Below are 24,055 nucleotides of genomic sequence, written 5' to 3' on the forward strand. Positions count from 1 at the left end.
CTGTTTACCGACCCCTCTGGCCAGCTCCTGCTGGCCAGATTCTTATGAAGCACCGAGCAATGAGACGCAGAAGACTTCCCTTGCACAACAACAAGTGGGTGCGCCGCATCCACGCCTGGGCCGGCTTTGCCACCCTCACCCTGATCCTGCTCTATGGCCTCACCGGTCTCTGGCTCCAGCACAGGGCCGTGCTGCCCCTGCCGGGCCCCCACACCGCGAAATCCAGCGAGGAGATAGTGCTGACCTCCCCCCTGGCCAGCCCGGATGAATTGAAAACCTTGCTGCAACGGCGTTATACCGACGTGTTCGAGGAGGCCCGCCCCCAGATCACCCCGCCCCAGATCCTGCCTACCCCGACGGGCCCCCTCACCCTGCCGGCCCGCTGGGAGCTGCGCGGCGTCACCCTGAGCGAAAGCGTGGCGGCCAGCTATGTGGAAGGCACCCTGCTGGTGCGCACCGAGTTGCAGCAGGCGAACTTCGCCGCCAGCCTCAACCGGCTGCACCGCGGCATGGGTACGGGCCTCTCCTGGCAGCTGTTCGGGGATCTGGCGGCCCTGGCCATGCTGCTGCTGGCCCTCACCAGCCTGCTTATGTGGAACAAATTGCACGGCCCGGCCGGGCGCGGCATCGCCCTGCTGCTGCTGGGGGCCCTGGCGACCCTGCTGGTCGCCCTGATCTGAGCGCGGCCCGAAGCCCGCGGGGCGTAACACCCCGTCGGCACAGGTAACAAAGGGTAACCGGCGAGGGACGGGGTCACAGTTGTCGGCCGGCGCGCTGGCCGGGGTCGGGTGGGGCTGCTAGGGTGTGCCAACACCCCGAACGCCGCGAGGAATCATGCGCATCTCCAGCATCGAATGCGGACGAGTGGTGGCCATCCTGGCCGTGATGACCATTCACCTCTCCCCCTTCAGCAACCCCTTCGACCCCGCCCTGTGGGACGGCACGCCCTACCCTCTGGTCGGAGCCATTATCAACCAGCTCTGCCGCTTCGCGGTGCCGCTCTTCTTCCTCTGCGCCGGCTACTTTCTGCAACCCGCCCTGGTTGCGGGCCATCCCCTGACGGTGGCGCTGCGCTACTGCCGCCCCCTGCTGGGACTCTGGCTGGCGTGGAGCCTGCTCTACGTGCTGGTGCCCTTCAATCCGCTCGCGGCGGTGAGCGAGGGCTACCTGCCCGCCATGGCGAGCCAGTGGCAGATGCAGCTCGGGGATCCTCTCAACGTCTGGTGGGTGGGCGGCATGATCCACCTCTGGTTCCTGCCCGCCCTGATGCTGGCGGTGCTGATCCTGGCGCTCTGCCAGCGCGCCGGACTGCCCCGGCTCGCCCTGGTGCTCGGCGCCCTGCTCTTCGGGTTGGCCCTGCTTGGCGGCTCCTATGGCCCGCTGCTGCCGGGGGGCGAGTGGGCCCTGCTGACCCGCAACGGCCCCTTCTTCTCCCTGCTGTTCGTGACCCTTGGCGCCGAGCTGCGCCACCGTGCCTGGCGCCCGGACGGGCGGCGCTGCGCCCTGCTGATGGTGACGGGAATGGGGCTCTACGCCCTGGAGGCCTGGGGCCTACTGCGTTTTGCCGCCGTCCCCCTCAACCGCCACGACTTCCTGCTGGGTTCGCTTCCCTGGGCCCTCGGCCTGTTCGGCCTGCTGCTGGCGAACCCTGCGTGGGGCAAGGGCAGCTGGCTCGAGCGCCAGGCCCCCAAGGTGCTCGGCCTCTACTGCCTGCACATGATGCTGGTGGTGTGGCTGATGATCTTCGGCCCCCAGGGCAAGCTGGTGTGGTGGGAGATCATCAAGGTGCCCGTGCTGCTGGCGCTCACCCTGCTCGCCTATGGGCTGCTGGCGGCAAACCCGCTCAGTCGCTGGCTGCTGCGGGCTCGCTAGAAGAGACCGGTTCCGACCCGGCCAACAGATCGCCGTGGCTCAGGGCGAAGTCGTGCATCTGCTGGAGCAGGGGGATCAGGGCGATGCCGAGGGGGCTCAGGGTGTACTCTACCCGGGGCGGCACGTCGGGGTAGAGGGTGCGGATGATGACGCCGTCGCTCTCCAGCTCCTTGAGCTGGGCGGTGAGCACCTTCTGGCTCACCTCGGGCAGGCAGCGGCGCAGGTCGCCAAAGCGCAGGGTCTGCTCGCGCAGATGAAACAGGATGGCCGGTTTCCATTTGCCGGCCAGCAGGCGCAGCACCCGGTAGGCGGGACAGGGCAGTGAGGACACAGGATGGCTCGCGAGTGGTTACTTTGCGGTAACTATGCCACGAAAATGTGCCTTCTTGCAGCCAAGATGCCGGCTTCCTATGATGCGGATTCCATCATTCCCCCGAGAGAGCTTCATCATGCCCAGCCTGCTGCAGATCCATTTCAACTTCCCCGCCGAGATGATGGGGCCAGCCCTCACGAGCGCGGCCATGCCGCTGGCCGAGTCCATCACCCGGGAGCCGGGCTTCATCTCCAAGATCTGGACCGAAAACCCGCGCACCGGCGAGGCGGGCGGCATCTATCTGTTCGAAGACGAAGCGAGCGCCCTCGCCTACGCCACCATGCACGAGCAGCGGGTGCTCGCCATGGGCGCCAGTGCGGTGCAGTACAGGGTATTCGACGTCAACGAGCCCCTCAGCCGTCTCACCCGCGGTCTGGCCTGACCCCTTCCCCCAGAAGCAGTCGGTAGCGGGTCTCCCCCTGCCAGACAAAGCCCAGCCGGCCAAACAGCCGCTGGCTGGGCAGATTCTCCGGCTCGATATCCGCAAGCAGGGTATGAATGCCCAGCTCCCCGGCATACTCCATCACGGCAGTCAGCGCCTCCCCCATCAGGCCATGGCCCCAGTGGCGCCGGGCCAGCATGCAGCCCATCTCTGCCTGGCAGAGGTGTTCGTCAAAACTGTGAAAGCCGCAGGTGCCGATGACGCGGCCCCCCTCCCGTGCCGTCACGCCCCACTCCAGGGACTCCCCGGCGGCCAGCAGGCGCGCCACGCTCGCCAACATCAGCCCCACGGTGGCCGGCTCGGGAAACGGCGGCTCCCCGACGAAGCGCATCACCTCGGGATCCCCGTAGATGGCGAAGAGATCCGCGCCGTCCTGTGGGGTGAGCGGGCGCAGCAGCAGTCGCCGGGTCGACAGCAGGGGCAGTGTGCGGGGCAGGGATGGCTGTGGGTTCAAGGCGCAGGATCCTGTTGGAAGCGTCCTGCCATCATGGGACTCAGAACCTCAGGGTCAAGCCGATATTGGCCTGCCACTGGGGGATCAGCACCCTCCACCCCCATTTTTTGCGCCGGCTCACCATGTTCATCTCGGATTAACCTCGCCTCCGTAAGCTGGCGGCGCCACAGCGGTGGCGTCAACAGGATGAGGATCCCAGGAATGGTTGCCACGCAACTCAACGACCCACAAAGCACGCTCTCCGATACCCTGAGGGCCACCGCCCACGCCATCGAGGAGAGCCACATCAGCCTGCGCCAGATGCTGGCCCTGGTGGGCGAGCAGGGCATGCTGCTGTTCTGCGTGCTGCTCACCGTCCCCTTCCTGCTGCCGGTCTCCATTCCCGGCGTCAGCACCCCCTTCGGACTGCTGATCCTCTTCATCGGCGTCGGCATCACCCTCAACCGGGTACCCTGGCTGCCCGCCTTCCTGATGGAGCGCCGCTTCGCCGCCGAGCACCTCAAGCCGACCCTGCACAAGGGGGCCGATCTGCTGGCCCGCATCGACCGCTTCATCCGGCCGCGCCTGCTGATCCTGACCGGCAGCTACGCCATCAACCGCTGCAACGGCCTGCTGATCATGCTGGCGGCCCTGTTGCTGATGCTGCCGCTGGGCGCTATTCCCTTCACCAACGCCATGCCCGCCTGGGCCATCCTGCTGCTGGCCATCGGCATGCTGCAGCGGGACGGCCTCTTCGTCGCCCTTGGCTACACCCTGGTCAGCGCCACCCTGGTCTGGTTCAGCGTGCTGGCCATCGGCCTGCTGATGGCGGGCCAGAATATCTCGACCCTGTTTGGCTGACCCGGGCGGGGGCCGACAACGACGAGGGCGACCGTGTCAGCCAAACAGGGTCGCCCTCGTTCGTCAGAGTCCTCGCCTCTTCAGGATTCTCCGTCGTGGGCGATGCGGTTGCGCCCACCCCGCTTGGCCCGATAGAGCCACTCGTCCGCCCGGGCCAGCACGGCGCCGAGTTCCTCACCCGGCCGGATCAGAGTGGTGCCCAGGCTCACGGTGACGGGAGCCGGATCCGGCGCCATGGCCGCCACCGCGGCGCGGATCCGCTCCGCCACCTTCAGCAGTATCCCCTCGTCGATCTGCGGCAGCAGGATCAGAAACTCCTCCCCTCCGCTGCGCACGAACAGATCCTCCCCCCGCAACTGGGCCGCCACGCACTCGCAGACCCGGCACAGCACCTCGTCCCCGGCCTGGTGGCCGAAGCGATCGTTGATCTGCTTGAAGTGATCGAGATCCAGCATGATGAGGCCGGTGAGCTGCTGGCCCTGCACCCTGTGGTGGTAGTGCTCGAAGAAGAAGTGGCGGTTGTAGAGGCCGGTGAGCTGATCCGTCTCGCCGAGTCGCTTGAGCCGCTGCTGCAGCTCGTGCTGGCGGGTGATGCTGCGGGTCACCCAGGCCACCGCCCGCTTGCCCTCGTAGAGGGAAGGCAGCGGCGCTATCTTGCCCTCGAAGCGCTGCATCCCCTGGGGGCCCGCTTCGGCATCGATGCCGTCCACCTCGGCAGGGGAGAGCTCGTACTCCACCACCTGCACCTGACCGCTGGCAAGGGCCTGCGCCACCTGTTCCATCACCCACAGAGCCTTCTCCTCGGGCAGCACGTCCAGCAGCCGCTTGCCGACAAGCGGGTTGCCGTTCTGGTAGGACTGCTGCTCCACCCCACCGATGTATTCGATGTAGTAGCCATCCTCGCTGAGGATGAAGACCGGGTCCGGCAGCTGGGCCATCACTTCATAGAGTTGTACTACTGAGAGCGCCATCCAAGCTCCTTGCTGTCTGCGGGTGAGGCCTCGATACCCCTGTTATACAGGACTCATCGAGTATCGCACAGGGGGATGGGCGGGCAGCGCCTTGGGAACGCAGGTGGCACAGGGCCGGCGTGTGAAGAGGGGTCGCAAGTGGCTTGCTGGCAAGGCCGGATCCCCCCGCGAGGGAGGGGATCCGGCGTGCAGTGGGGATCAGCGGGGGGCGGAGCGGCTCCCGTTCCAGAGCAGCTCACCGCTCTTGAGATCCATCAGGCTCATGGCGAGACGGTAGCGGCTCCCCTCGGAGACGAGATCCCCGTAGAGCATGTAGCCGGCGCCGGTCTGGCGACCCAGGCGCACCAGGGAGGCGGGGTTCATGCCCCCCTGCTGGTATTCAAGCTGACCCGTGATGGCCGCCACCTGGCCGGGGTCTGCAAAGCGAAAGCCGCTGTTGGCCTGAATGCGCTGGATCATGGCCACCGCCATGGGCTGGGTGCTGAAGGCCTCCCCCGTGCCGTTCTGGGGTGCCATCAGCAACAGCACCGGGCTGCTGCCCGCGATCGACTGCACCTCGGCAGACTTCAGGAAGGCATCCGCCATGGAGACCGCCAGCCCCGTCGGCGCCACCGGCTTGGGCGCCGGCACCGGCTCCGTCTTGCCGGGCTGGGTCGCCGGCTTTTGCGGCTGGGTCACCGGCTTGTCCGGCTCGCCGACCGGCGCCGGGGTCTCCCCATAGGGATTGACCGCACAACCGCCCAGCATCAGGGCCCCCACCATCAACAAGGAACGCAGCTTCATCTTTTTCTCTCCGCCTGAAGTTCGCAGGACGAACTTCGCCAATAATCCAGTCCATTTTGCGGAGCCAGGCTCCGCCTCCCCTCCATGCTAGAGACAAACCTGCCCCGGGTCGATGCGCACATGGTCAGGGGGCGACAAAGGCTGGCGAACCGGCAGCGCACAAAAGGGTGGCCCGGCCCCACCCGGTTCCGTTAGGGTAGCCTGAGCCCAGACACCAGAGGAGCCCCCCCATGCACGGACCCGACCCCGCCAACCCGCACCCCATGGCGGGCTTCCCCCAGGTGTGTTTTATCAAGAACACCATCAAGGGGCCCAATATCGAGGTGGGGGACTACACCTACTACGATGACCCCGAGGATTCGGCAGGCTTCGAGCGCAACGTCCTCTACCACTTCCCCTTCATCGGCGACAAGCTCATCATCGGCAAGTTCTGCGCCATCGCCCGCGGGGTGAAGTTCATCATGAACGGCGCCAACCACCAGAGCGCCGGCCCCTCCACCTACCCCTTCTTTATCTTCGGCAACGGCTGGGAAAGCACAGCCCCCGCCCCGGGTAGCCTCCCCTACAAGGGGGATACCGTGGTTGGCAACGACGTCTGGATAGGTTACGAGGCCCTGATCATGCCGGGGGTCAAGGTCGGCAACGGCGCCATTATCGCCGCCCGCGCCGTGGTCACCGGCGACGTGCCCGCCTACGCCGTGGTCGGCGGCAACCCCGCCAAGGTGATCCGCTATCGCTTTGACGACGACACCATCGCCCGTCTCAACGCCATCGCCTGGTGGGACTGGCCGGTGGAACGGATCAGCCAGCACGTGGCGCTGATTAGCGGCGGCGAGATAGCCACGCTGGAAGCGGCAACCCGATAGAGACGACCACCATCAAGCAGGAAGCACCATGCAACTAACCCCACCCCAACCGCCTCAGGCCCATGAATTCGAGGCCCTGCGGCGTGGCCTTAACGGTTTCAACGAAGCAGTAACCGGCCCCCTCCATCGCGAGCGGATCGCCAGCTTTATCAAGGGTGAAGAGGGGTGGTGCTGGGCGGCATCCTGGGGGAGATAAAATGGGGCTGGCTCCATCTTGAGGGGCTCTGGGTCGATGACGCCATCCGTCAAACTGGCTGGGGTGCCCGCCTGCTCAGCGCCATGGAGCAGTACGCCAGAAGCCAGGGCATCACCAATTTTCATCTCGAAACCACCAGCTTCCAGGCCCTCCCCTTCTACCAGAAGCAGGGCTACGAGGTCTTTGGCCAGCTGCCCGATATGCCGCCGGGGCATGTGAGTTACTTTCTGAAGAAGCAGGATAACTGATGATATTACAACCCTCGCCAAGGCCTGTATCAATAGTCACTTCTCATTGGGGATACCCATGTTTTTATGAAGATGATGATATGTGAACCCCAACATCCTTATATTTTTAATACTGCTTAATGTTCAGATTCATGTTTCGTAAGCCAAAGTTGCCACTGACGCTCAACTAATTCCCTCATTACCGTATCCTGAACAATGGGATAGATATCAAAGTCAGACAGTGTCGCCTCATAAAGCGTTTCCCCACCACTGTCGGGGGCACACAATGCTGTCCAAAATACCTCTTCTGCTAACTTACTTTCCCCAAGCAACGCTAAGGAATAAGCTCGATTCCCCAAAATAAAGCCATTATATTGATTGGAATCAAGATAGGTTAATGCTATATCAAAATGCCCAAGAGCCTTCTTGAATTTCATTTCAGCTTCAGCGATACCATGTTCAGTTATGTCTCGTTTACCTTTACACAGTAGGTTAAAGCCAATACCATTATGTGCGTGGGCAACAGCTGTTCTTAACTCAAGCTCGGTTGCCATACGAAATCGACGAACTAACTCTTCATAACTATCCACCACTACGTCTAGCTGGTTTCGTTGGCTCTCTATAGCCCCTCTCCTAATCAACGCCTTGGCAACATGTTCTTTCAGCACAAGCTCCGTCGCATCCCCAAAATGGTGAACCACCTTGCCATAAGTAATAACTGCAGCATCTGGCTGGCTTCGTTGCTCCTGTAGAATTCCTTTGTTAAGCAGCGCCCTAGCAACCTGTTCTTTCAGCGCAAGCTCTACCGCGGCACCAAATCGGCGAACCACCTCGTCATAAGTAACAACTGCAGCATCTAGCTGGTTTTGCTGTCCATGTAAAGCACCTTTGTTCACCAAAGCCCTAGCAACCGCTTCTTTTAAAACAAGTTCGGGCGAATCACCAAAACGACGAACCACATCATCATAAGTGCCTACCGCAGCGTCTAGCTGGTTTTGCTGTCCCTGTAGAGCTCCTTTATTAACCAGCGCTCTGGCAACCTGTTCTTTCAGCACAAGTTCACCCGCATCACCAAAACGACAAACTACATTTTCATAAGTACCCATCGCTGTATCTAACTGGTTTTGTTGTCTCTGGAGAGCTCCTTTGTTAACTAGAGCCCTAGCAACCGATTCTTTAAATACAAGCTCGGTTGCATCACCAAAACGACAAACCACGTCATCATAAGTACCCACCGCAGCGTCTAGCTGGTTTAGTTGCCCCTGTAAAAAGCCTTTGTTGACTAGCGCCCTAGCAACCTGTTCTTTTAATACAAGCTCGGTTGCATCACCAAAACGGCGAACAACCTCATCACAAGAACTAACTGCGGCATCTGAGTGGTTTAGCTGCCCCTGTAAAATACCTTTGTTGACCAGTGCCCTCGCCACTTGTTCTTTCAGCGCATACTCACCCGCATCACCAAAACGACGCACTACCTCACCATAGGAAATAATTGCGGCATCTAGCTGGTTTAACTGCCCCTGTAAAATACCTTTGTTGACCAGCACGCTGGCAACCTGTTCTTTTAACACAAGCTCGATTGCATCACCAAAACGACGGTACACCTCCTCATAAGTCCTCAGTGCTTCGTCTGGCTTATTTAGCTTGGCTTGTAAAAAACCTTTATTAAGTAGTGCCTTAGCAACAAACTCTTCCAACTCAGGTTCGAGTGTGTCACCAAAACGGTCTACCACTTCGTCATAACTCCCAACAGATGCTTCTAGCTGGGTCAGCTGGCCTTGTGCCACACCTCGGTTATAAAGTGAGATTGCTATTTCAACATCACTAACCCCCTTTTCTTCCGAGGCTTTAAGCCAATAGAAAGCTGCTTCTTCAAACTTGCTGCTTGAGTAGGATGCATAGGCAAGTGAATTCCAGTCATCATACTTATAACTGCTGATAGGAATATCTCTCAGAAAGTCTGCCCGTTGCTGCACTACAGAGGACAAATCGAAATGCTGCTCTTGCGTATCTGATACTACTAGAGCGCCATTCCGCTTGATTTCTGCTTTAGATTCTTCTGCAAATAGACCAAAAGCATTAACATGCTCTGATATTTTATCCTTGGCGCTGATAAACTCAGCCTCTAAAATCTCTATCTTTTTCTGAAGCTCTGATGCCTGACTGTCAAACCATTGTTTAGCAACCATCTTCGCTTCACGCTTGGTCTTCTCAGCAAAGGAGAAGTAACCAACAAAACCCACGACAGCTAAACCTATTGTGATACCAAGACCAAATCTATCGAGGCTCAAAGCTGCATATATCAGTGAATCATCTATTCGCTTGCTAACCGTTGCTAGTTCTTGTCTACCAGTCTCAAGACTCTGTTTCTGGCTGTTCAAACTCTCCTGAAAACTATCTATGCGGCTATCCATTTTAGACAAGTCATCACGTAGCCTTTCAAATTCCAGTTTCTGCTGAGCCTTGACCGTTTCAAGCTGCATTTGTTGGTTTGTGTACATCACACCAATTAAATGATTGGGAACTTGCTCCTGCCGTTCTTCAGTAAATCGTGAGGTTGGCTGTTCTGTAGCAGCATTGGAAATGGAGCTAAACATGCCAAGAACACTGGCAATTAATAGATAATGCAAGTAGGTGTAGCGTGCAGATACCAATGATGCTGTCATTTTCTTTTGGCGCTGTTTTTTTGTTGAGTAGTTAATCTACTGGTATTTCGAGATAAAAACTACTCGCTTGGTAATGACTTCATGGAGCCGAAGCAGTTTACTCCAAGGTTGATTCCGAATTCTGGCAGCCACAACATCATCCCCCAATCCGTCCAGGGAAGGGATGTGCCGTCTGCGGCGGTCCGTCCGACCTTGCACCTGACCCGAGAGAAACCGCGTAGCGGTCGGGTTGGCGGGGGTGGCAGCTCGATTGGTGACTTTTCTTTGGCCACGCAAAGAAAAGTTACTCGCCCAAGCCCGAAGGGCGGGCGAAACCCCTTCGAGGCCAGCGGCCTCGCGTCCTGCACGGCACAGCCGAGCCATCCATCACACACACCACAAAGCGGACGATTACGCCTGACGGCTAATCGACCCTACGATGGCAATGAAACATCGCATCAAGACCCCTCCCCAGCCCTCCCCTTCGCAGGGGAGGGAGCCAAAGCATCGCCACCAGCAAGGTGTGTGGCCGAACACCGCCCAACCATGCCGGATGCGACCGGCAAAGAGGGGCCTGGCCGCCCCTATCGGCCCAGGAAGGGTTCCCAGTCCTTGAACACCGGCTGCAACCCTGCCTGCCGCACCGCGGCGGCCACTTCCCCCACCGGTCTGTCGTCGTGGATGGCGAACTGCTCCAGCTCCTCTTTATCCCCCTCGGCATAGCCACCCGGCTGGGTGCGCGACTCGGCCGACATCTGGGTGATGCCAAGACGCACGGCGCCGTTGCGGAAGGTGGCCGACTCACGGGTCGAAAGGGACAAGTCCAGCGTGGGCGAGAAGAGGCGCCAGGCGCAGATAAGCTGGGCCAGCTGGCGATCCGACATGACCACGGCAGGCTCCAGCCCACCGGTGCAGGGGCGCAGGCGCGGGAAGGAGAGCGAATAGCGGCTCTGCCAGTGGTGGCGCTCAAGCCAGCTCAGATGCTCGGCGACAAAGTAGCTGTCGGCACGCCAGTCCGAGGAGAGGCCGATCAGCGCCCCCAGCCCGATTTTGTCGATACCGGCGCGGCCGAGCCGGTCCGGCGTGGCGAGGCGCCATGCGATGTCCTGCTTGTTGCCGCGCAGGTGGTGGCGGGCGTAGGTGGGGGCGTGGTAGGTCTCCTGATAGACCATGACCGAATCGAGGCCGAGGGTCTTGAGCTCGGCGTATTCGTCTTGGGAGAGGGGCTGCACCTCCATCCCCACCGTGCTGAAGTGGCGGCGAATGATGGGCATCACCTCGCGGAAATAGCCGAGCCCCACCTTGGTCTCGTGCTCGCCGGTCACCAGCAGCACGCTGTCGAAGCCGCGCGCCTTGATGGCGAGGCACTCGCGTTCTATCTCCTCTGCATTCAAGGTCTTGCGCTTCAGGCGGTTGCTCATGGAGAAGCCGCAGTAGGTGCAGTCGTTGGCGCAGAGGTTCGACAGATAGAGGGGCACATAGAAGCCGATGGTGTTGCCAAAGCGCTGGCGGGTCAGCCGCTCGGCCTCGGCCGCCATCTGCGGCAAATACGCCTCGGCAGCCGGCGAGATCAGCGCCATAAAGTCATCCAGGCTGCGGCGTGGAGTGGCAAGCGCCCGCTCCACGTCCGCGGCGGTCTTGGCGCGTACCTGCATCCCCACGTCGTCCCACTCCAGCGCCTGCCATCTATCGAGAAAACTCACGCCCTCGATGGAGTCGAAGTGCACGCTCATAGGGCCCCCAGAAAATCGGTGAGCGGGCTGGAGGCCTGGGCCTGCACGCCGCGGGCCCCCAGGCCCGCCTTATAGGCGCTACGGCCTGCCTCACAGGCCAACGCGAAGGCGCGGCCCATGGCGACCGGGTCCCCGCTCACCGCGATGGCGGTGTTGACCAGCACGGCGTCGGCGCCCAGCTCAAAGGCGGCGGCCGCATGGCTCGGCGCACCGATCCCCGCATCCACCACCACGGGCACATTGGCCTGCTCGACGATGATGGAGAGAAACTCCCGGGTCACCAGCCCCTGATTGGAGCCGATGGGGGCGCCGAGCGGCATCACGGCGGCGCAGCCCACCTCTTCCAGCCGTTTGCACAGCACAGGGTCGGCGCCGCAGTAGGGCAGCACCACGAAGCCCTCTTTCACCAGCTGCTCGGCGGCTTTCAGCGTCTCGATGGGGTCTGGCAGCAGATAGCGCGGGTCGGGGTGGATCTCGAGCTTGAGCCAGTTCGTCCCCAGCGCCTCGCGGGCCAGGTGGGCGGCAAACACCGCCTCGGCGGCGGTCTTGGCGCCCGAGGTGTTGGGCAAGAGCTTGACCCCGAGTTGCAGCAAGGGGCTGAGGATATCGTCGTGGGTCTTGCCCGGTTCGAGCCGCTTGATGGCCATTGTGACCAGCTGGGAGCCACTCGCCTCGATGGCGGCAGCCATCAGATCCGGGCGGGCAAACTTGCCGGTGCCGGTAAAGAGGCGCGAGGAGAAGGTGTGATCGGCAATCTTGAGCATGTCAGCCCCCTGCAATGGCGGTAAAGAGGTGGAGTTCATCCCCGTCGTTGAGACGGATCTCGGCCCAGCGGCCTCGTGGCAGCACGGCGCCGTTAAGGGCCACCGCCACCCCCTGAGGATGGACGCCCTGGGCGGCCAGCAGGTCGGCCACGCTCTGCCCTGCCGCCAGCGGCTGGGCTTTATCGTTGAGTCGAATGGTCAAGGTCATGGGGTGATTTCCTTGTGCGGCCCGCAAACCGGGCAATCGGGATCGGGGGCCAGAGCGAGGGTCTGCCACTGATGGGCCAGCGCATCGAAGCGGCGCAATGTGCCGGCGACCGGGCTCGGCAGGCCGAGCAATAGTTTCAGTGCCTCCAGGGCCTGCAAAGAGCCCATCACCCCGACCAGCGGGCCGGTGACGCCGCTGGTCTCGCAGCTCTGGCTCACCTTGCTATCCTGCGGATAGAGGCAGGCGTAGCAGGCGTGATCGCTGTTTACTCGTGCCATCAGCTGTCCCTGCCAGCCCACAGCGGCGGCGGAGATCCAGGGTTTGCCCTGGGCCACGCAGGCGGCGTTGATGGCCTGGCGGGTGGCCAGGTTGTCGCAGCAGTCGACAACCAGATCCACCTCTTCCACAAAGCCGGGCAGGCTGGTGGCATCGAGCCGCTGATTGATGGCGATCAGCTCCACCAGGGGGTTGTGTTGGCTAAGGCGCTCGCGGGCCAGCTCCGCCTTGGAGTGGTTGACCGCATCAGAGTCGAACAGGATCTGGCGCGGCAGATTGCTGGAATCGACCGTGTCGCCATCGGCGAGCCAGAGGGTGCCCACACCGGCCCCGGCGAGATAGAGGGCGAGCGGCGAGCCGAGCCCGCCCAGGCCCACAATCAGCACGGATTTGCCTTTCAGTCGCGCCTGACCGGCTTCCCCTATCTCCGCCAGCATCAGCTGACGGCCGTATCGCAAATACTCTTCGTCACTAAGGGACGCGGCATCAGAGCGCATGTTCCACCTCCCTTATATCAGTGGCCGAGCGTGGCTCGTCCCCCGCCCCCACGGCAGCCAACAGCCGCTCGGTCGCCCCCTGCCAGTCGTCGCTCGCCGTGATGGCCGAGACCAGCGCAATGCTGCCGACCCCGCTTGCCTTGACCGCCGCCACCCGCTCCTCGCTGATGCCGCCGATGGCCACCGTGGGCCACTCCGCCATCAGGGCGCGGTAGTGGTGCAGCCGCGCCAGCCCCTGCGGGCGCGAGGGCATCGCCTTGGTGTTGGTCGGGAAGATATGACCGAGCGCGATATAGGAGGGAGCCAGCTCGCGGGCCCGCATCAGCTCGAAGTAGCCGTGGGTGGAGATGCCAAGGCGCAGCCCGGCGGCCTGAATGGCGGCGAGATCGGCGGTCTCCATGTCTTCCTGCCCCAGGTGTACGCCCCAGGCGCCCGCCTCGATGGCCTGCTGCCAGTAGTCGTTGATAAAGAGCCGCGCCCCATGACGGCGACCGAGCGCGACCGCATCACGAATGGCCGGTGCCACCTGGGCGGCGGGCAGGTCCTTGATGCGCAGCTGGATGGTCTTGACCCCGGCCCCCAGCAGGCGCTTGAGCCACTTGACCGAATCCACCACCGGATAGAGGCCGAGGTTGTGCTCGGTCGGCGCGAAGGGGCCCTGCGGCAGGCGGGCGCTGCTCACCTCATACAGGCCGAAACGGCGATCCAGGGTTGATCCTGCCAGCACGGCACGGGGGAAGTGGGCGAGATTGTCTGGCCAACCCAGGTGGGCGATGGGCCCCGGGCCCGCCCCCACCCCCTGCGCCGCCGCCAAGCCCTGTTGCAGGTAGGCGCGCGCCAGGGTGATGGCGTCTTCCACCGGGTAGTCCTGTGCCACCACGGCGGCGATGGCGCTGGCGTAGCAGCAACCGGTGCCGTGGCCGTGGCGGGTATCGAGGCGCGGCGCGGCGAGCCAGAATTCGCGGGTCTCGTCCTGGTAGTAGTCGAGGCAGAGATCCTCGCCCCATTCAAGGTGGCCCCCCTTGACCAGCACGGCGCGGGCGCCGAGTTCGCGCAGCCGCCGGGCGGCGAGGCGCACCAGCTCGGGACTGGTGGCGGGCAGACCGGTCAGGGCTTCCAGCTCGGGACCGTTGGGGGTAATCAAGGAGAGGCGCGGCAACAACTGCTCGCGCACCGCCGCCAGCATGCCGGGCTCCGCCATGGGGGTGCCGGTGCTGGCGATGGCCACCGGGTCGTAGACCACGAAGGGAGCATCGACGGTCGACAACCTGCGGGCCAGCACCTCCACGTGCAGCCGGGTCGGCAGCAGGCCAATCTTGATGGCAGCCGGCGGCAGATCCAGCCCCAGGGCGTCGATCTGGGCGGTGAAGGTCTGCATCAGCACGGGGTCGACCATCTTCACCGCCACCGAGTTCTGGGCCGTGATGGCGGAGATGACCGAGCAGCCGTGCACGCCAAGGTCATGCATCGTGTGCAGGTCGGCCTGAATGCCGGCGCCGCCGCCGGAGTCTGACCCGGCGATGGTCCAGACCACGGGGCGGGCCTGCGTCACGGCGGACAGGTCGGCGGGGCTGACAGCCCCGCGCTTGCTGCTCACGCCTCCTCCCCTGCGGCCTGCTTCAGGGTCGCCGCCTGGTGGTAGATCTCGCCGCCGGTCTCCTTGAAGGTCTCGGCCATGCGGGCCATGCCGCTCTCCACCTCGGCCACGACCCGCTCCTGCTGGCCATCCATACCCACCAGCTTGATCTCTACGGCTTCCAGCTTGGCGGCGTAGTCGCGCACGTCCTGGGTGATCTTCATGGAGCAGAACTTGGGCCCGCACATGGAGCAGAAGTGGGCCACCTTGCCGGACTCCTGGGGCAGGGTCTCGTCGTGGTAGGCGCGGGCGGTGTCGGGATCCAGCGCCAGGTTGAACTGATCCTCCCAGCGGAATTCGAAGCGCGCCTTGGACATGGCGTTGTCGCGGATCTGGGCGCCCGGGTGGCCCTTGGCCAGATCCGCGGCGTGGGCGGCGATCTTGTAGGTGATGAGGCCCTGCTTCACGTCTTCCTTGTTGGGCAGGCCCAGGTGCTCCTTGGGGGTCACGTAGCAGAGCATGGCGCAGCCATACCAGCCGATGAGCGCGGCACCGATGCCGGAGGTGAAGTGATCGTAACCCGGCGCAATGTCGGTGGTGAGCGGACCCAGGGTATAGAACGGCGCCTCGTGGCAGTGCTCCAGCTGCTCGGTCATGTTGCGCTCGATCATGTGCATGGGCACGTGGCCGGGGCCCTCGATCATCACCTGCACGTCGTATTCCCAGGCGATCCTGGTGAGCTCGCCCAGGGTGCGCAGCTCGGCGAACTGGGCCTCGTCGTTGGCGTCATAGACGGAGCCCGGACGCAGGCCGTCACCGAGCGACAAGCTCACGTCGTAGGCGGCGCAGATCTCGCAGATCTCGCGGAAGTGTTCGTAGAGGAAGTTCTCCTTGTGGTGGGACAGGCACCACTTGGCCATGATGCTGCCGCCGCGGGAGACGATGCCGGTGAGGCGCTTGGCGGTCATGGGCACGAAGCGCAGCAGCACGCCGGCGTGGATGGTGAAGTAGTCCACCCCCTGCTCGGCCTGCTCCAGCAGGGTGTCGCGGAACAGCTCCCAGGTGAGGTCTTCGGCGATACCGTTGGTCTTCTCCAGCGCCTGGTAGATGGGCACGGTACCGATGGGCACCGGGCTGTTGCGCAGGATCCACTCGCGGGTCTCGTGGATGTAGCGGCCGGTGGAGAGATCCATCACGGTGTCGGCGCCCCAGCGGGTGGACCACACCAGCTTCTCCACTTCCTCTTCGATGCTGGAGGTGACCGCCGAGTTGCCGATGTTGGCGTTGATCTTCACCAGGAAGTTGCGGCCGATGATCATGGGCTCCGCTTCCGGGTGGTTGATGTTGCTGGGGATGATGGCGCGCCCGGCGGCCACTTCATCGCGCACGAACTCAGGGGTGATGTTCTGGGGCAGTCTGGCGCCAAAGCCCTGGCCCGGATGCTGGGTGCGCAAGAGCTCTGAGCGCACCCGCTCGCGGCCCATGTTCTCGCGCAGGGCGATAAATTCCATCTCGGGGGTGACGATACCGGCGCGGGCGTAGTGCAGCTGGGTGACCCGGCGGCCCGGCTTGGCGCGGCGAGCGCTCGGCAGGTGTTCGAAGCGCAGGTGATCCAGCCCCTCGTCGGCCAGGCGCTCCTGGGTGAAGGTGGAGCTCAAGCCCTCCAGCGCCTCGGTGTCAGCGCGCTCCAGCACCCACTCCTCGCGCAGGCGCGGCAGGCCGCGGCGCACATCGATGGGGGCAGCCTCTTCCCCGTAGGGGCCCGAGGTGTCGTAGACCGGCACCGGCTCGTTGGGTTCGAACTGGGGGGCTTCCTTGGTGCCGCCGACGAAGGTGTCGGCCAGCTGGATCTCCCGCAAAGGCACCCGGATGTCGGGGCGAGAACCTTCGATAAAGATGCGGCGGGAGTTGGGGTGAGCCATCCCCTTGAGGTTGTCGATAAAGGTCTGCGCGCTGGAGCGCTGCTCGCGGCGGCTGGATTTGGTGGTATCAGAAACATTGGTAGACATAGCAAAACTCACATTAACTGGTTGAAGTTATGGGTGTTTGCTTGTCTGGAGTTCGAGGAGAAGATGAACTTGCGGCGGGATGTGCTCGGGGGAGTGAGTCGGGCATGGATCTTCCCAGCTCTGCCGTCCCGGTGTTTCCCTAGTCTGGAAACCCGGCGCCCTATGGACAACCGGATGGGACAGCCTCCCCCCCTGTGCCAGTCAGAGGCGGTCTGCCCCTGGCTGGCGGGAAGGTGCTCCTTCCCCGGTGCGGTAACCCGCAAGTTACCCTTGTTTCCCTTCGCAGGTCTTAACCTGATCAGGTTCCACGGATCCCGAATTAACGGTCTCAGCTTAGCGTCGTTCGACGGTCAGCACTCCGACAAGATGGCGCCAGTATATACGGCCTATCTTTTAACTCAACCATGATTTTCTCACTATAATGAATCTTGTTCATTAACATAGGGATGATGTTTATTATGAATCATAAAGAGGCACTATTTCTTGGCATGACCTGCTTCGGGTTATATGGATGCGATAGTAGCAATGACAGCAGGACTCTGGCTGAACAATTCGCTTATGACCCTACGACGCAGGTTTTTGAAGACGACCCACATACATCAGTATTTATCTCAGCCTTGAAGATGACTGGGCTTGATACAGAAAAGATAAAAAACATATCCTTCAACATCAAAACAAAAGACGGCAACTTTGCCAAGCCCGTATCTGTTACATATGATTGGAGCTACCTGTCCAGCAATGGACTATACGACAGCGTCAATAACAGCTTACAGCTCCCGATATTCGGTCTCTACAGCGGCTATCTGAATGAGCTCACGATAGACATTAAGTACATCGATGACAGCATCTACTCATTTCAGAAAGTGATCCCCACGGCTACCTATGTTGATAGTGCTGGCATTTATGACAACGTTAGTATCAGTATCAAGCCAACCGCCACACCGAGTTACAGTTATTTTTATCTAAAGGGGGCTCTCAAATCCCCCATCATCATGGATGTCGATGGAGAAGTTCGTTGGGATGCCGACATTAAGAGAGTATCAAGTTCATCTGCCTTTATAAACAATGCATTCTGGACAGGCAACATTAAGAATGCAGCCACCAGAATTGAGATTTTATCTCTATATGGAAAGTCTGGCACTTTGCATATCAATGGTACAACAATGGGTAGCGACGCTTATTTTCATCACAATATAGATCTTGGCAAACAAGGTATATTGATTGAGCTCGATGGTACAACTAACGGCACGTTAAAAATAGAGTCTTTTTTAAGTGAGATAGATGGTTCTGGCAATGTGATTAAAGAGTGGGACCTCGGGAAAATATTTTCTGAATATATGGTGCAAGAGGGAGATGACCCCAGCAACTTTGTAAGAGATGGCGTGGACTGGTTCCACATGAATGCAGCCACATATGATCCAACTGATGACACCCTGGTGATCTCCAGCCGGGAAAATTTTGTCGTGAAGCTGGACTACAACACCGGCAAACTGATCTGGCTACTAGGAGATGAGACCAAGCACTGGTACTCCTACCCTTCCCTGCAGAAACTGGCTCTTTCGCTCTCCTCCGGACAGACCCCGATAGGACAGCACGCCGTCTCCATGACCAAAGATGGCAAGCTGATGTTGTTCAACAATGGGCTAAGAAGTTTCAATAACCCTGCCGGCACACCGGCCGGTATAGATCTTGCCAGCAGCCAAACCGCGATCTTTGATATAGACAACCTCAACAGGACTGCTCAGGTAACCTGGAGTTTCGACGATGGTATCTATTCAGACATCTGTTCCAGCATCTATGAAGATAAACTGGCGACTCAAGGTGATTTTCTCATCAACTATGCTGCTGCCGACAACCGGAGCAAGGTCGTCATTCAGGGCATAAACAAGGACAAGCAAAAACTCTTCGAGTTCACCTATCCGAGCCCAACACCCTGTGCCACCTCCTGGAACGCCATCCAGATACCTCTCGAGCACATACACTTCCAATAAGAGACAAAAATAGCGCCACTCCGTGGCGCTATTTATTCATCTTCCGGGTTGGGTATGAGGATCTCGGTGAGACGCCCCTCCTCATCCCGGCTCAGCACCAGGCGGCGCCCCGGTTGCAGATCGGCAGCGGAGCCGTTCAGCCAGCGGGTCTCGGCATCAAACACCAGCACGCCGAGATCCTGTAGCAGCAATGCCTGGCCCGAGCTGGCGAGCAGCCGATCCTCCGCCCGCCGCCAGTGGCCCTCCTGCACCGGATCCGGCGCCGCGTGGAGTACACGGATCGTCTCGGCCACGCCATAGCGGCTCTGGATGGCGAGGCGCATGCCGGGCCTGAGAGCGTCATCGCCTGCCACGCCGTGCAGTTCGGCACTGCCGAGCTCGAGCTCAGCCCCCTGGAATTGCAGGCGAACCCCGTCGTTGTGTTCCAGCTCCACCAGCCAGAGCTCGGTGTCGTCGGCGAGGGTGCAGAAGGGCAACAGCAGCAAACACAATGCGGTTCTGGTCATGACAGGGTGGCCCGGGGTCAGCACGATGAGGTTTAACTATGGGCCGGGATGCGCGATTTTTCCCCTCGTGGCGCGCCTCAGTCCTCCTCCCGGCACTGGCTCAGGCGCATGCCGTCGAATCTGCACTCCAGCTCCAGCCAGCGCCCCTCGAACGGTGCCAGGCTGTCGTCCGAGGTGGTGTAGCCCCAGATCCGCCCCTGCGCTACCGGCCCCTCCAGCTCCATCTCGTCCGCCTCCTCCAGGGGCTCCACCTCGCGGATCAGCCGTGACGGCCCCGCCGCCGTCTCCTGCACGACCCCCTCCAGCTCGACCCAGGTGCCGCCGAGATCGTCCTCGCCGAGACCCTCCTTGAAGCGGGTCTGCTCATCGAGCACGAAGGGCATGCCGTTGACCATCAGCTGGCCCAGCTGCCAGCTGGTGCGGCCGGTGAGCTTGAACTCGGCCGCCTGCACCAGACCAAAAGGTAATGAAATCAATAGCCAGAGGGTGCAGAGAAACTTCTTCATCGGGGATCCTCGGGGTTACACTGGCACACAGGATGACGCATCCGGAGTGAAATGGCCGTGAAATCCCGGCCAGAACCAGGAGATCAGAGCATGAAAATACTGGTGGTGGAAGACAATCCCCAGGTGGCGGAAACCATCATGGATTATCTGGAGCTGGCCGGGCACAGGGCGGACTGCGCCTACCACGGCCAGGCCGCCCTGCAGCGGCTGGCCGAGGAGCGCTTCGACGTCATCATCATGGACGTCATGATGCCCCGCCTCGACGGGCTTAGCACCGTGGAGCGGCTGCGGGCAGACGGCATCTCGACACCGGTGATCTTCCTCACCGCCCGCGACAGCCTGGAAGACAAGCTCGCAGGCTTCAAGGCCGGGGGCGACGACTACCTGGTCAAGCCATTCGCCATGGAGGAGCTGGAGGTGAGGTTGCAGGCCCTTGCCCTGCGCGGCCCCCGGGGTGACATGGGCGCCCTCAGCTTCGGCGATCTGACGGTAGACACCGCCGAGAGCCGCGCCACCCGCGCCGGAGTGGAGCTCAAGCTCGGCAAGATCCCGTTCCGGATCCTCACCCTGCTGGTGAAACGCGCCCCCCAGCTGGTGACGCGCCAGGAGGTGCTCGACACCGTCTGGGGGGACGAGGAACCGGACTCCGACGCCCTGCGCAGCCACATCTACGCCCTGCGCAGCGCCCTCGACAAACCCTTCCCCACCCCCATGCTGGAGACCCTGCACGGCCAGGGCTACCGGCTGGTGAAACCATGAGTGCCCCTATGCCCCCTGGCCCGCCGCTGCCGAGCCTGCGCCGGCGGCTGATCCTGGCGCTGGGGGGCGCCGGCCTGCTGCTGCTGATGCTGCTGAGCCTGCTGATGGTGGTGGCCGAGGACAAGATGGAGGAGCTGAGCCTGCGCCACTGGCTGGAAGCCGAGGCGACCCGCTACGGCGATGACTGGCTGCGCCTGGGCGAGCTGGCTCCCGCCCCCAGCCCGCGCCAGTTTTCCAGCTACTGGACCGAGGCGGGCCGCCTGCCGGCCTGGCTCAAGGCTTACCGCAACCCCGGCTTCTTCGAACATCAGCTCGGCCGCGAGGACAAACACTTCCTGGTGCGGCACCATCCGTCCGGCCAGGGGCTGCTCTACCTGGTGTTCAACGACGACGCCGACGACTATCTGGACCCCTACGAAGACAGGTTGCACCTGGTCACCCGTCTCATCGGCCTGGCCCTGCTGCTGGGGAGCCTCGCCTTCGGTATCTGGCTGGTGCGCCACATCACGGGGCCCCTGGAGCGGCTGCGCCAGCGGGTCGCTCATCTCACCCCGGATCAGGGCGATTTCGTGCCCGATGCCCCCTGGCAGGAGCTGCGAGAGATAGAGCAGGCGCTGCTGGCGGGCAAGCGCGAGGTAGCCGCCGTGTTTGCCCGCGAACAGGAGTTCAGCCGCTTCGCCAGCCACGAGCTGCGCACCCCCAACATGGTGATCCAGGGATCCGCCGCCCTGCTCGGCAAGGTGACGGATCTGCCCGCCCCGGCGACCCGTGCCGTGGCCCGCATCCGCGCTGCCGCCGACGAGATGGCCCTGCTCACCGAGACCTTCCTGCTGCTGGGCCGCAAGGAGGCCGTGGAGCGCCCACCCCAACAGGTGGCGCCGCTCATTCGCCGGGAGCTGACCCGCCTCGCTCCCCTGTTGCAACGGGAGACGCTGGATATCCGCCTGCACCTGGACGAGGAGAGCGAGGTACAAGCGCCCCTCTCCCTGCTCGCCATTGCGCTCGGCAACCTGCTCAAGAATGCCCTGAGCTACGCCGAGGGGCACATCGAGATCACCCTGCACGAGCAGGTGCTTACCATCAGCAATCCCACGGCGGCAGCGCCGGATCAGATCCTCGGTTACGGCTGCGGCCTCACCATCATCCAGCGCATCTGCGAGAAGCTCGGCTGGCAGATAGAGACCCGGCTGGAAGACGGCATCTTCAGCGCCCGGCTGGCGATGATCCCCGGCGAAACCACGAAGGCATAGCCCCTCATCCCCGACCCTTCTCCCCGGCGATGCAACAGAGTGGGAGAAGGGAGACACGTCCCGGCAAGCTCGCTGCCCTCCAACCCACCCGCCAGATAGCAGCAAGGCGCCCGAGGGCGCCCTGTTTCTACCTGTCTGACACTCGCCCGGTGTTTACTCCGCCGGCTTGTGCTTGCGGCTCGCCTTGAGCTCGAGGAACTCGATGATTTTGCCCGCCACGTCCTTGCCGGAGGCCGCTTCCACCCCTTGCAGGCCGGGAGAGGAGTTCACCTCCAGCACCAGGGGGCCACGAGCGGAGCGCAGGATATCCACACCGGCCACGTCCAGCCCCATGATCTTGGCGGCCTGCACCGCAGTGGCTCGCTCCTCCGGGGTGATCTTGATGGCCGAGGCCTCGCCACCCCGATGCAGGTTGGAGCGAAACTCCCCCGGCTGGGCCTGGCGGCGCATGGCGGCCACCACCTTGCCGTTGACCACCAGGCAGCGGATATCGGCGCCATTGGCTTCGCGGATGTACTCCTGCACCAGGATGTTGTTGTTGGTCTGGATAAAGGCCTCGATCACGCTCTCGGCGGCCTTCTGGGTCTCGCACAGCACCACCCCTATCCCCTGGGTCCCTTCCAGCAGCTTCACCACCAGGGGGGCGCCCCCCACCATCTTGATGAGGTCGGGTACGTCGTGGGTGCTGTGGGCATAGCCGGTCACCGGCAGGCCGATGCCGTGGCGAGAGAGCAGCTGCATGGCGCGCAGCTTGTCCCGGGAGCGGGAGATGGCCACCGAGCTGTTGAGGGCCATGGTGCTCATCATCTCGAACTGACGCAGTACGGCGGTGCCATAGAAGGTGATGCTGGCACCGATGCGCGGGATCACGGCGTCATAGCTCTCCAGCTCCCGTCCTTCGTAATGGATGGAGGGGCTGTGGGAGGCGATGTTCATGTAGCAGCGCAGGGTGTCGAGCACCTCGACCTGATGCCCACGGGCCCGGGCCACCTCGACCAGACGGCGGGTGGAGTAGTTGTTGGGCTCACGGGATAAAATGGCAATATTCATGGAAATGGCAGACCTGATAATCGGACTGGAGAGTATAAGGTGCCATGAACGACTGGCAACGCCAATCCTTTCCCCTCACCATGCGCGGTTCTGCAAGAACGGTACAAAACAGAGGGAGCCACACTGCAAAAGGGCCAGATTGGCATCAATGGGAGCCGCGCAACCCCTGTTGCAGTGCCAGCAGCAGGGCCACCTCCTGCAGGCGGCGGGCTGTGACCCCGCCCCAGCCGCCCGGCGGCACGGGGGCCAGCAGGGTCTGGGCGATGCAGTGGCGATAGAGGGGCCCCTCATGTTGCCAGCCCCGCACCCCGTCGACGTCGTGATGGTGCAACCACTCCAGGTTGCCGCGGCGAAGCAGCTCGATGCGCCGCCCGTCTTTGAAGTGCAGGCAAAGCCCCTTCTTCTCCACCCCGGGACCGGCGTACTTGTCGAGCCAGAGGATCAGGGGCACTCCCGCCGCCTCGCCGCGCAGGCAGGCCCGTCCCTCGGCGGTCTCCAGATCCCCGCGCCGGATGGGCTGCCCCAGGCGATCGCAGACACCGTCCGCGACCAGACGCAGGCTGTCGTCCCCACCCAGGGCCACCAGCAACTCGCGGATCATCGCCAGCAGGTGGGTGCCGATGTCGAGGATCACCCCGTCGGGGTGGCGCAGTTCCCGCCGATCCGGCTCGCCGGTGGCAAAATTCAGGGCATAGGGATGTCCCGCCTCGTCGAGGCCGCAGGGCTCCAGCAGAAAGCCCTCCACCGCGCTCACCTCGGCGAGGGTGGCGGGCGCAATACCGACGCTGCCCTGTTCCCGAGGCAGCCAGCCTTCATCCAGCCCGCCAGTCAGCAGCAACCGCTGCACGGCGGTGCGAGCCATCCAGTGATCCAGCGCCAGCACCCGGCCCGCTACCGCGGGGTCTGCCAGCAGGGCGTGCAGACGATCGCGCTGGGCCAGAGTGGCCACCACGGGTTTCTCCACCAGGATAAGGGGAACGGGACTGGCCAGCGCCTGTTCCAGCACGGGCAGGTGCAACAGGGATGGGGTGGCGATGACCAGCCTGTCCAGCGGCGCGGCCAGCAGGGCCGCCAGGGTCGGTGCAGGGATGACACCGGGCAGGGTGATGGCGGGGTCAAAGCCCCGTATCTCGACATCTGGCGCCAGGGTGGCGAGTGCAGGCAGATAGGCGGTCTGCACCACGGCCCCTAGGCCGACGAATCCAACCTTCATGGCAACCTCGATATGGCGTCTGTTCCCGAAGCCTGCCCCGCACGCGTG

23 protein-coding genes, 1 pseudogene and 1 riboswitch are annotated in these 24,055 nt (G+C 62.5%); of the genes and pseudogenes, 9 read left to right on the forward strand and 15 right to left on the reverse strand.

Annotation, left to right across the window (positions count from 1 at the left end; genetic code table 11):
* Nucleotides 1-59: 59 nt before the first annotated feature.
* Entirely contained in the window at nucleotides 60-680 is a 621-nt protein-coding gene (locus I6L45_RS04575) for a PepSY-associated TM helix domain-containing protein (protein WP_216983562.1), read from the forward strand.
* 154 nt (nucleotides 681-834) lie between these two features.
* Nucleotides 835-1,872 (forward strand): acyltransferase, encoded by a 1,038-nt coding sequence (locus I6L45_RS04580; protein WP_216983563.1) that lies wholly within the window; start codon nucleotides 835-837, stop codon nucleotides 1,870-1,872.
* On the opposite strand, the gene I6L45_RS04585 is transcribed toward I6L45_RS04580, so the two are convergent.
* Nucleotides 1,844-2,203 (reverse strand): helix-turn-helix domain-containing protein, encoded by a 360-nt coding sequence (locus tag I6L45_RS04585; protein WP_216983564.1) that lies wholly within the window; start codon nucleotides 2,201-2,203, stop codon nucleotides 1,844-1,846. The genes I6L45_RS04580 and I6L45_RS04585 overlap by 29 nt on opposite strands.
* Before the next feature lie 118 nt (nucleotides 2,204-2,321).
* Between I6L45_RS04585 and I6L45_RS04590 the strand changes: the two genes are divergently transcribed.
* Nucleotides 2,322-2,627 (forward strand): monooxygenase, encoded by a 306-nt coding sequence (locus I6L45_RS04590; RefSeq protein WP_134695338.1) that lies wholly within the window; start codon nucleotides 2,322-2,324, stop codon nucleotides 2,625-2,627.
* Here the strand turns inward: I6L45_RS04590 and I6L45_RS04595 are convergent.
* Nucleotides 2,608-3,141, reverse strand: a complete 534-nt coding sequence (locus I6L45_RS04595; protein ID WP_216983565.1) for a GNAT family N-acetyltransferase — start codon at nucleotides 3,139-3,141, stop codon at nucleotides 2,608-2,610. The two genes, I6L45_RS04590 and I6L45_RS04595, sit on opposite strands and share 20 nt — an antisense overlap.
* 201 nt (nucleotides 3,142-3,342) lie before the next feature.
* Here I6L45_RS04595 and I6L45_RS04600 point away from each other — a divergent pair, with 201 nt between their 5' ends.
* Nucleotides 3,343-3,981, forward strand: coding sequence for an exopolysaccharide biosynthesis protein (locus I6L45_RS04600; RefSeq protein WP_210549320.1), 639 nt, complete (start codon nucleotides 3,343-3,345; stop codon nucleotides 3,979-3,981).
* Between the two features lie 80 nt (nucleotides 3,982-4,061).
* Here I6L45_RS04600 and I6L45_RS04605 read toward each other — a convergent pair whose 3' ends face one another.
* On the reverse strand, nucleotides 4,062-4,952 hold the full coding sequence (locus tag I6L45_RS04605) for a sensor domain-containing diguanylate cyclase (RefSeq protein WP_216983566.1): 891 nt from the start codon (nucleotides 4,950-4,952) through the stop codon (nucleotides 4,062-4,064).
* A gap of 198 nt (nucleotides 4,953-5,150) precedes the next feature.
* Nucleotides 5,151-5,735 (reverse strand): penicillin-binding protein activator LpoB, encoded by a 585-nt coding sequence (locus tag I6L45_RS04610; RefSeq protein WP_216983567.1) that lies wholly within the window; start codon nucleotides 5,733-5,735, stop codon nucleotides 5,151-5,153.
* Between the two features lie 230 nt (nucleotides 5,736-5,965).
* On the opposite strand from I6L45_RS04610, the gene I6L45_RS04615 reads away from it, so the two are divergent.
* Entirely contained in the window at nucleotides 5,966-6,601 is a 636-nt protein-coding gene (locus tag I6L45_RS04615) for a Vat family streptogramin A O-acetyltransferase (RefSeq protein ID WP_216983568.1), read from the forward strand.
* A gap of 28 nt (nucleotides 6,602-6,629) precedes the next feature.
* Nucleotides 6,630-7,045 (forward strand): annotated as a pseudogene (locus I6L45_RS04620) (GNAT family N-acetyltransferase).
* Nucleotides 7,046-7,161: 116 nt separating this feature from the next.
* Here I6L45_RS04620 and I6L45_RS04625 read toward each other — a convergent pair.
* From I6L45_RS04625 to thiC, 7 genes are all read right to left on the reverse strand, one after another.
* Nucleotides 7,162-9,690: a tetratricopeptide repeat protein gene (locus I6L45_RS04625; RefSeq protein ID WP_216983569.1), complete on the reverse strand. Its 2,529-nt coding sequence runs from the start codon at nucleotides 9,688-9,690 to the stop codon at nucleotides 7,162-7,164.
* 563 nt (nucleotides 9,691-10,253) lie between these two features.
* Complete coding sequence (gene thiH / locus I6L45_RS04630) at nucleotides 10,254-11,402, reverse strand: 2-iminoacetate synthase ThiH (protein WP_216983570.1); 1,149 nt, start codon at nucleotides 11,400-11,402, stop codon at nucleotides 10,254-10,256.
* Nucleotides 11,399-12,166: a thiazole synthase gene (locus tag I6L45_RS04635; protein ID WP_210549309.1), complete on the reverse strand. Its 768-nt coding sequence runs from the start codon at nucleotides 12,164-12,166 to the stop codon at nucleotides 11,399-11,401. The genes thiH and I6L45_RS04635 overlap by 4 nt, the downstream gene beginning before the upstream one ends.
* 1 nt (nucleotide 12,167) lies before the next feature.
* A complete protein-coding gene (thiS, locus tag I6L45_RS04640) occupies nucleotides 12,168-12,374 on the reverse strand; it encodes a sulfur carrier protein ThiS (RefSeq protein WP_216983571.1) in 207 nt (68 codons plus the stop codon).
* Nucleotides 12,371-13,147 carry a HesA/MoeB/ThiF family protein gene (locus tag I6L45_RS04645; RefSeq protein ID WP_216983572.1) on the reverse strand — a complete coding sequence of 259 codons (777 nt, stop codon included), beginning with the start codon at nucleotides 13,145-13,147 and terminating at the stop codon, nucleotides 12,371-12,373. Before I6L45_RS04645 ends, thiS begins: the two co-directional genes overlap by 4 nt.
* Nucleotides 13,137-14,744, reverse strand: a complete 1,608-nt coding sequence (thiE, locus tag I6L45_RS04650) for a thiamine phosphate synthase (RefSeq protein ID WP_216983573.1) — start codon at nucleotides 14,742-14,744, stop codon at nucleotides 13,137-13,139. The genes I6L45_RS04645 and thiE overlap by 11 nt, the downstream gene beginning before the upstream one ends.
* A complete protein-coding gene (thiC, locus tag I6L45_RS04655; protein WP_302054808.1) occupies nucleotides 14,741-16,732 on the reverse strand; it encodes a phosphomethylpyrimidine synthase ThiC in 1,992 nt (663 codons plus the stop codon). Before thiC ends, thiE begins: the two co-directional genes overlap by 4 nt.
* 257 nt (nucleotides 16,733-16,989) lie before the next feature.
* Nucleotides 16,990-17,103, reverse strand: a riboswitch (TPP riboswitch).
* 87 nt (nucleotides 17,104-17,190) lie between these two features.
* On the opposite strand from thiC, the gene I6L45_RS04660 reads away from it, so the two are divergent.
* Entirely contained in the window at nucleotides 17,191-18,723 is a 1,533-nt protein-coding gene (locus I6L45_RS04660) for an aryl-sulfate sulfotransferase (protein ID WP_216983574.1), read from the forward strand.
* A gap of 32 nt (nucleotides 18,724-18,755) precedes the next feature.
* Here I6L45_RS04660 and I6L45_RS04665 read toward each other — a convergent pair whose 3' ends face one another.
* Together I6L45_RS04665 and I6L45_RS04670 are read right to left on the reverse strand one after the other, a co-directional pair.
* Nucleotides 18,756-19,229, reverse strand: coding sequence for a hypothetical protein (locus I6L45_RS04665; protein ID WP_216983575.1), 474 nt, complete (start codon nucleotides 19,227-19,229; stop codon nucleotides 18,756-18,758).
* Nucleotides 19,230-19,306: 77 nt separating this feature from the next.
* The gene (locus I6L45_RS04670) at nucleotides 19,307-19,735 is read right to left on the reverse strand and encodes a hypothetical protein (RefSeq protein WP_134696218.1); all 429 of its coding nucleotides are present in this window, start codon (nucleotides 19,733-19,735) and stop codon (nucleotides 19,307-19,309) included.
* A 90-nt stretch (nucleotides 19,736-19,825) separates the two neighbouring features.
* Here I6L45_RS04670 and I6L45_RS04675 point away from each other — a divergent pair, with 90 nt between their 5' ends.
* Entirely contained in the window at nucleotides 19,826-20,494 is a 669-nt protein-coding gene (locus tag I6L45_RS04675) for a response regulator transcription factor (RefSeq protein ID WP_216983576.1), read from the forward strand.
* On the forward strand, nucleotides 20,491-21,744 hold the full coding sequence (locus I6L45_RS04680) for a HAMP domain-containing sensor histidine kinase (protein ID WP_254204370.1): 1,254 nt from the start codon (nucleotides 20,491-20,493) through the stop codon (nucleotides 21,742-21,744). Before I6L45_RS04675 ends, I6L45_RS04680 begins: the two co-directional genes overlap by 4 nt.
* A gap of 153 nt (nucleotides 21,745-21,897) precedes the next feature.
* On the opposite strand, the gene rimK is transcribed toward I6L45_RS04680, so the two are convergent.
* Together rimK and I6L45_RS04690 are read right to left on the reverse strand one after the other, a co-directional pair.
* A complete protein-coding gene (rimK, locus tag I6L45_RS04685) occupies nucleotides 21,898-22,794 on the reverse strand; it encodes a 30S ribosomal protein S6--L-glutamate ligase (RefSeq protein WP_216983577.1) in 897 nt (298 codons plus the stop codon).
* 145 nt (nucleotides 22,795-22,939) lie between these two features.
* Nucleotides 22,940-24,007: an oxidoreductase gene (locus I6L45_RS04690; protein ID WP_216983578.1), complete on the reverse strand. Its 1,068-nt coding sequence runs from the start codon at nucleotides 24,005-24,007 to the stop codon at nucleotides 22,940-22,942.
* Nucleotides 24,008-24,055 lie beyond the last annotated feature (48 nt).

This window comes from Aeromonas sp. FDAARGOS 1415 (genome assembly GCF_019048365.1).
GTDB lineage: Bacteria > Pseudomonadota > Gammaproteobacteria > Enterobacterales > Aeromonadaceae > Aeromonas > Aeromonas taiwanensis.

Bases quoted from the DNA above. Each gene is read 5' to 3' on its own strand.
- rimK (WP_216983577.1), bottom strand. From the start codon at position 22,794: ATGAATATTGCCATTTTATCCCGTGAGCCCAACAACTACTCCACCCGC.
- I6L45_RS04635 (WP_210549309.1), bottom strand. From the start codon at position 12,166: ATGCTCAAGATTGCCGATCACACCTTCTCCTCGCGCCTCTTTACCGGC.
- I6L45_RS04615 (WP_216983568.1), top strand. From the start codon at position 5,966: ATGCACGGACCCGACCCCGCCAACCCGCACCCCATGGCGGGCTTCCCC.
- I6L45_RS04590 (WP_134695338.1), top strand. From the start codon at position 2,322: ATGCCCAGCCTGCTGCAGATCCATTTCAACTTCCCCGCCGAGATGATG.
- I6L45_RS04670 (WP_134696218.1), bottom strand. From the start codon at position 19,735: ATGAAGAAGTTTCTCTGCACCCTCTGGCTATTGATTTCATTACCTTTT.
- I6L45_RS04625 (WP_216983569.1), bottom strand. From the start codon at position 9,690: ATGACAGCATCATTGGTATCTGCACGCTACACCTACTTGCATTATCTA.
- I6L45_RS04610 (WP_216983567.1), bottom strand. From the start codon at position 5,735: ATGAAGCTGCGTTCCTTGTTGATGGTGGGGGCCCTGATGCTGGGCGGT.
- I6L45_RS04600 (WP_210549320.1), top strand. From the start codon at position 3,343: ATGGTTGCCACGCAACTCAACGACCCACAAAGCACGCTCTCCGATACC.
- I6L45_RS04575 (WP_216983562.1), top strand. From the start codon at position 60: ATGAGACGCAGAAGACTTCCCTTGCACAACAACAAGTGGGTGCGCCGC.
- I6L45_RS04605 (WP_216983566.1), bottom strand. From the start codon at position 4,952: ATGGCGCTCTCAGTAGTACAACTCTATGAAGTGATGGCCCAGCTGCCG.
- I6L45_RS04675 (WP_216983576.1), top strand. From the start codon at position 19,826: ATGAAAATACTGGTGGTGGAAGACAATCCCCAGGTGGCGGAAACCATC.
- I6L45_RS04660 (WP_216983574.1), top strand. From the start codon at position 17,191: ATGAATCATAAAGAGGCACTATTTCTTGGCATGACCTGCTTCGGGTTA.
- I6L45_RS04645 (WP_216983572.1), bottom strand. From the start codon at position 13,147: ATGCGCTCTGATGCCGCGTCCCTTAGTGACGAAGAGTATTTGCGATAC.
- thiC (WP_302054808.1), bottom strand. From the start codon at position 16,732: ATGTCTACCAATGTTTCTGATACCACCAAATCCAGCCGCCGCGAGCAG.
- I6L45_RS04690 (WP_216983578.1), bottom strand. From the start codon at position 24,007: ATGAAGGTTGGATTCGTCGGCCTAGGGGCCGTGGTGCAGACCGCCTAT.
- thiS (WP_216983571.1), bottom strand. From the start codon at position 12,374: ATGACCTTGACCATTCGACTCAACGATAAAGCCCAGCCGCTGGCGGCA.
- thiH (WP_216983570.1), bottom strand. From the start codon at position 11,402: ATGAGCGTGCACTTCGACTCCATCGAGGGCGTGAGTTTTCTCGATAGA.
- I6L45_RS04665 (WP_216983575.1), bottom strand. From the start codon at position 19,229: ATGACCAGAACCGCATTGTGTTTGCTGCTGTTGCCCTTCTGCACCCTC.
- I6L45_RS04580 (WP_216983563.1), top strand. From the start codon at position 835: ATGCGCATCTCCAGCATCGAATGCGGACGAGTGGTGGCCATCCTGGCC.
- I6L45_RS04680 (WP_254204370.1), top strand. From the start codon at position 20,491: ATGAGTGCCCCTATGCCCCCTGGCCCGCCGCTGCCGAGCCTGCGCCGG.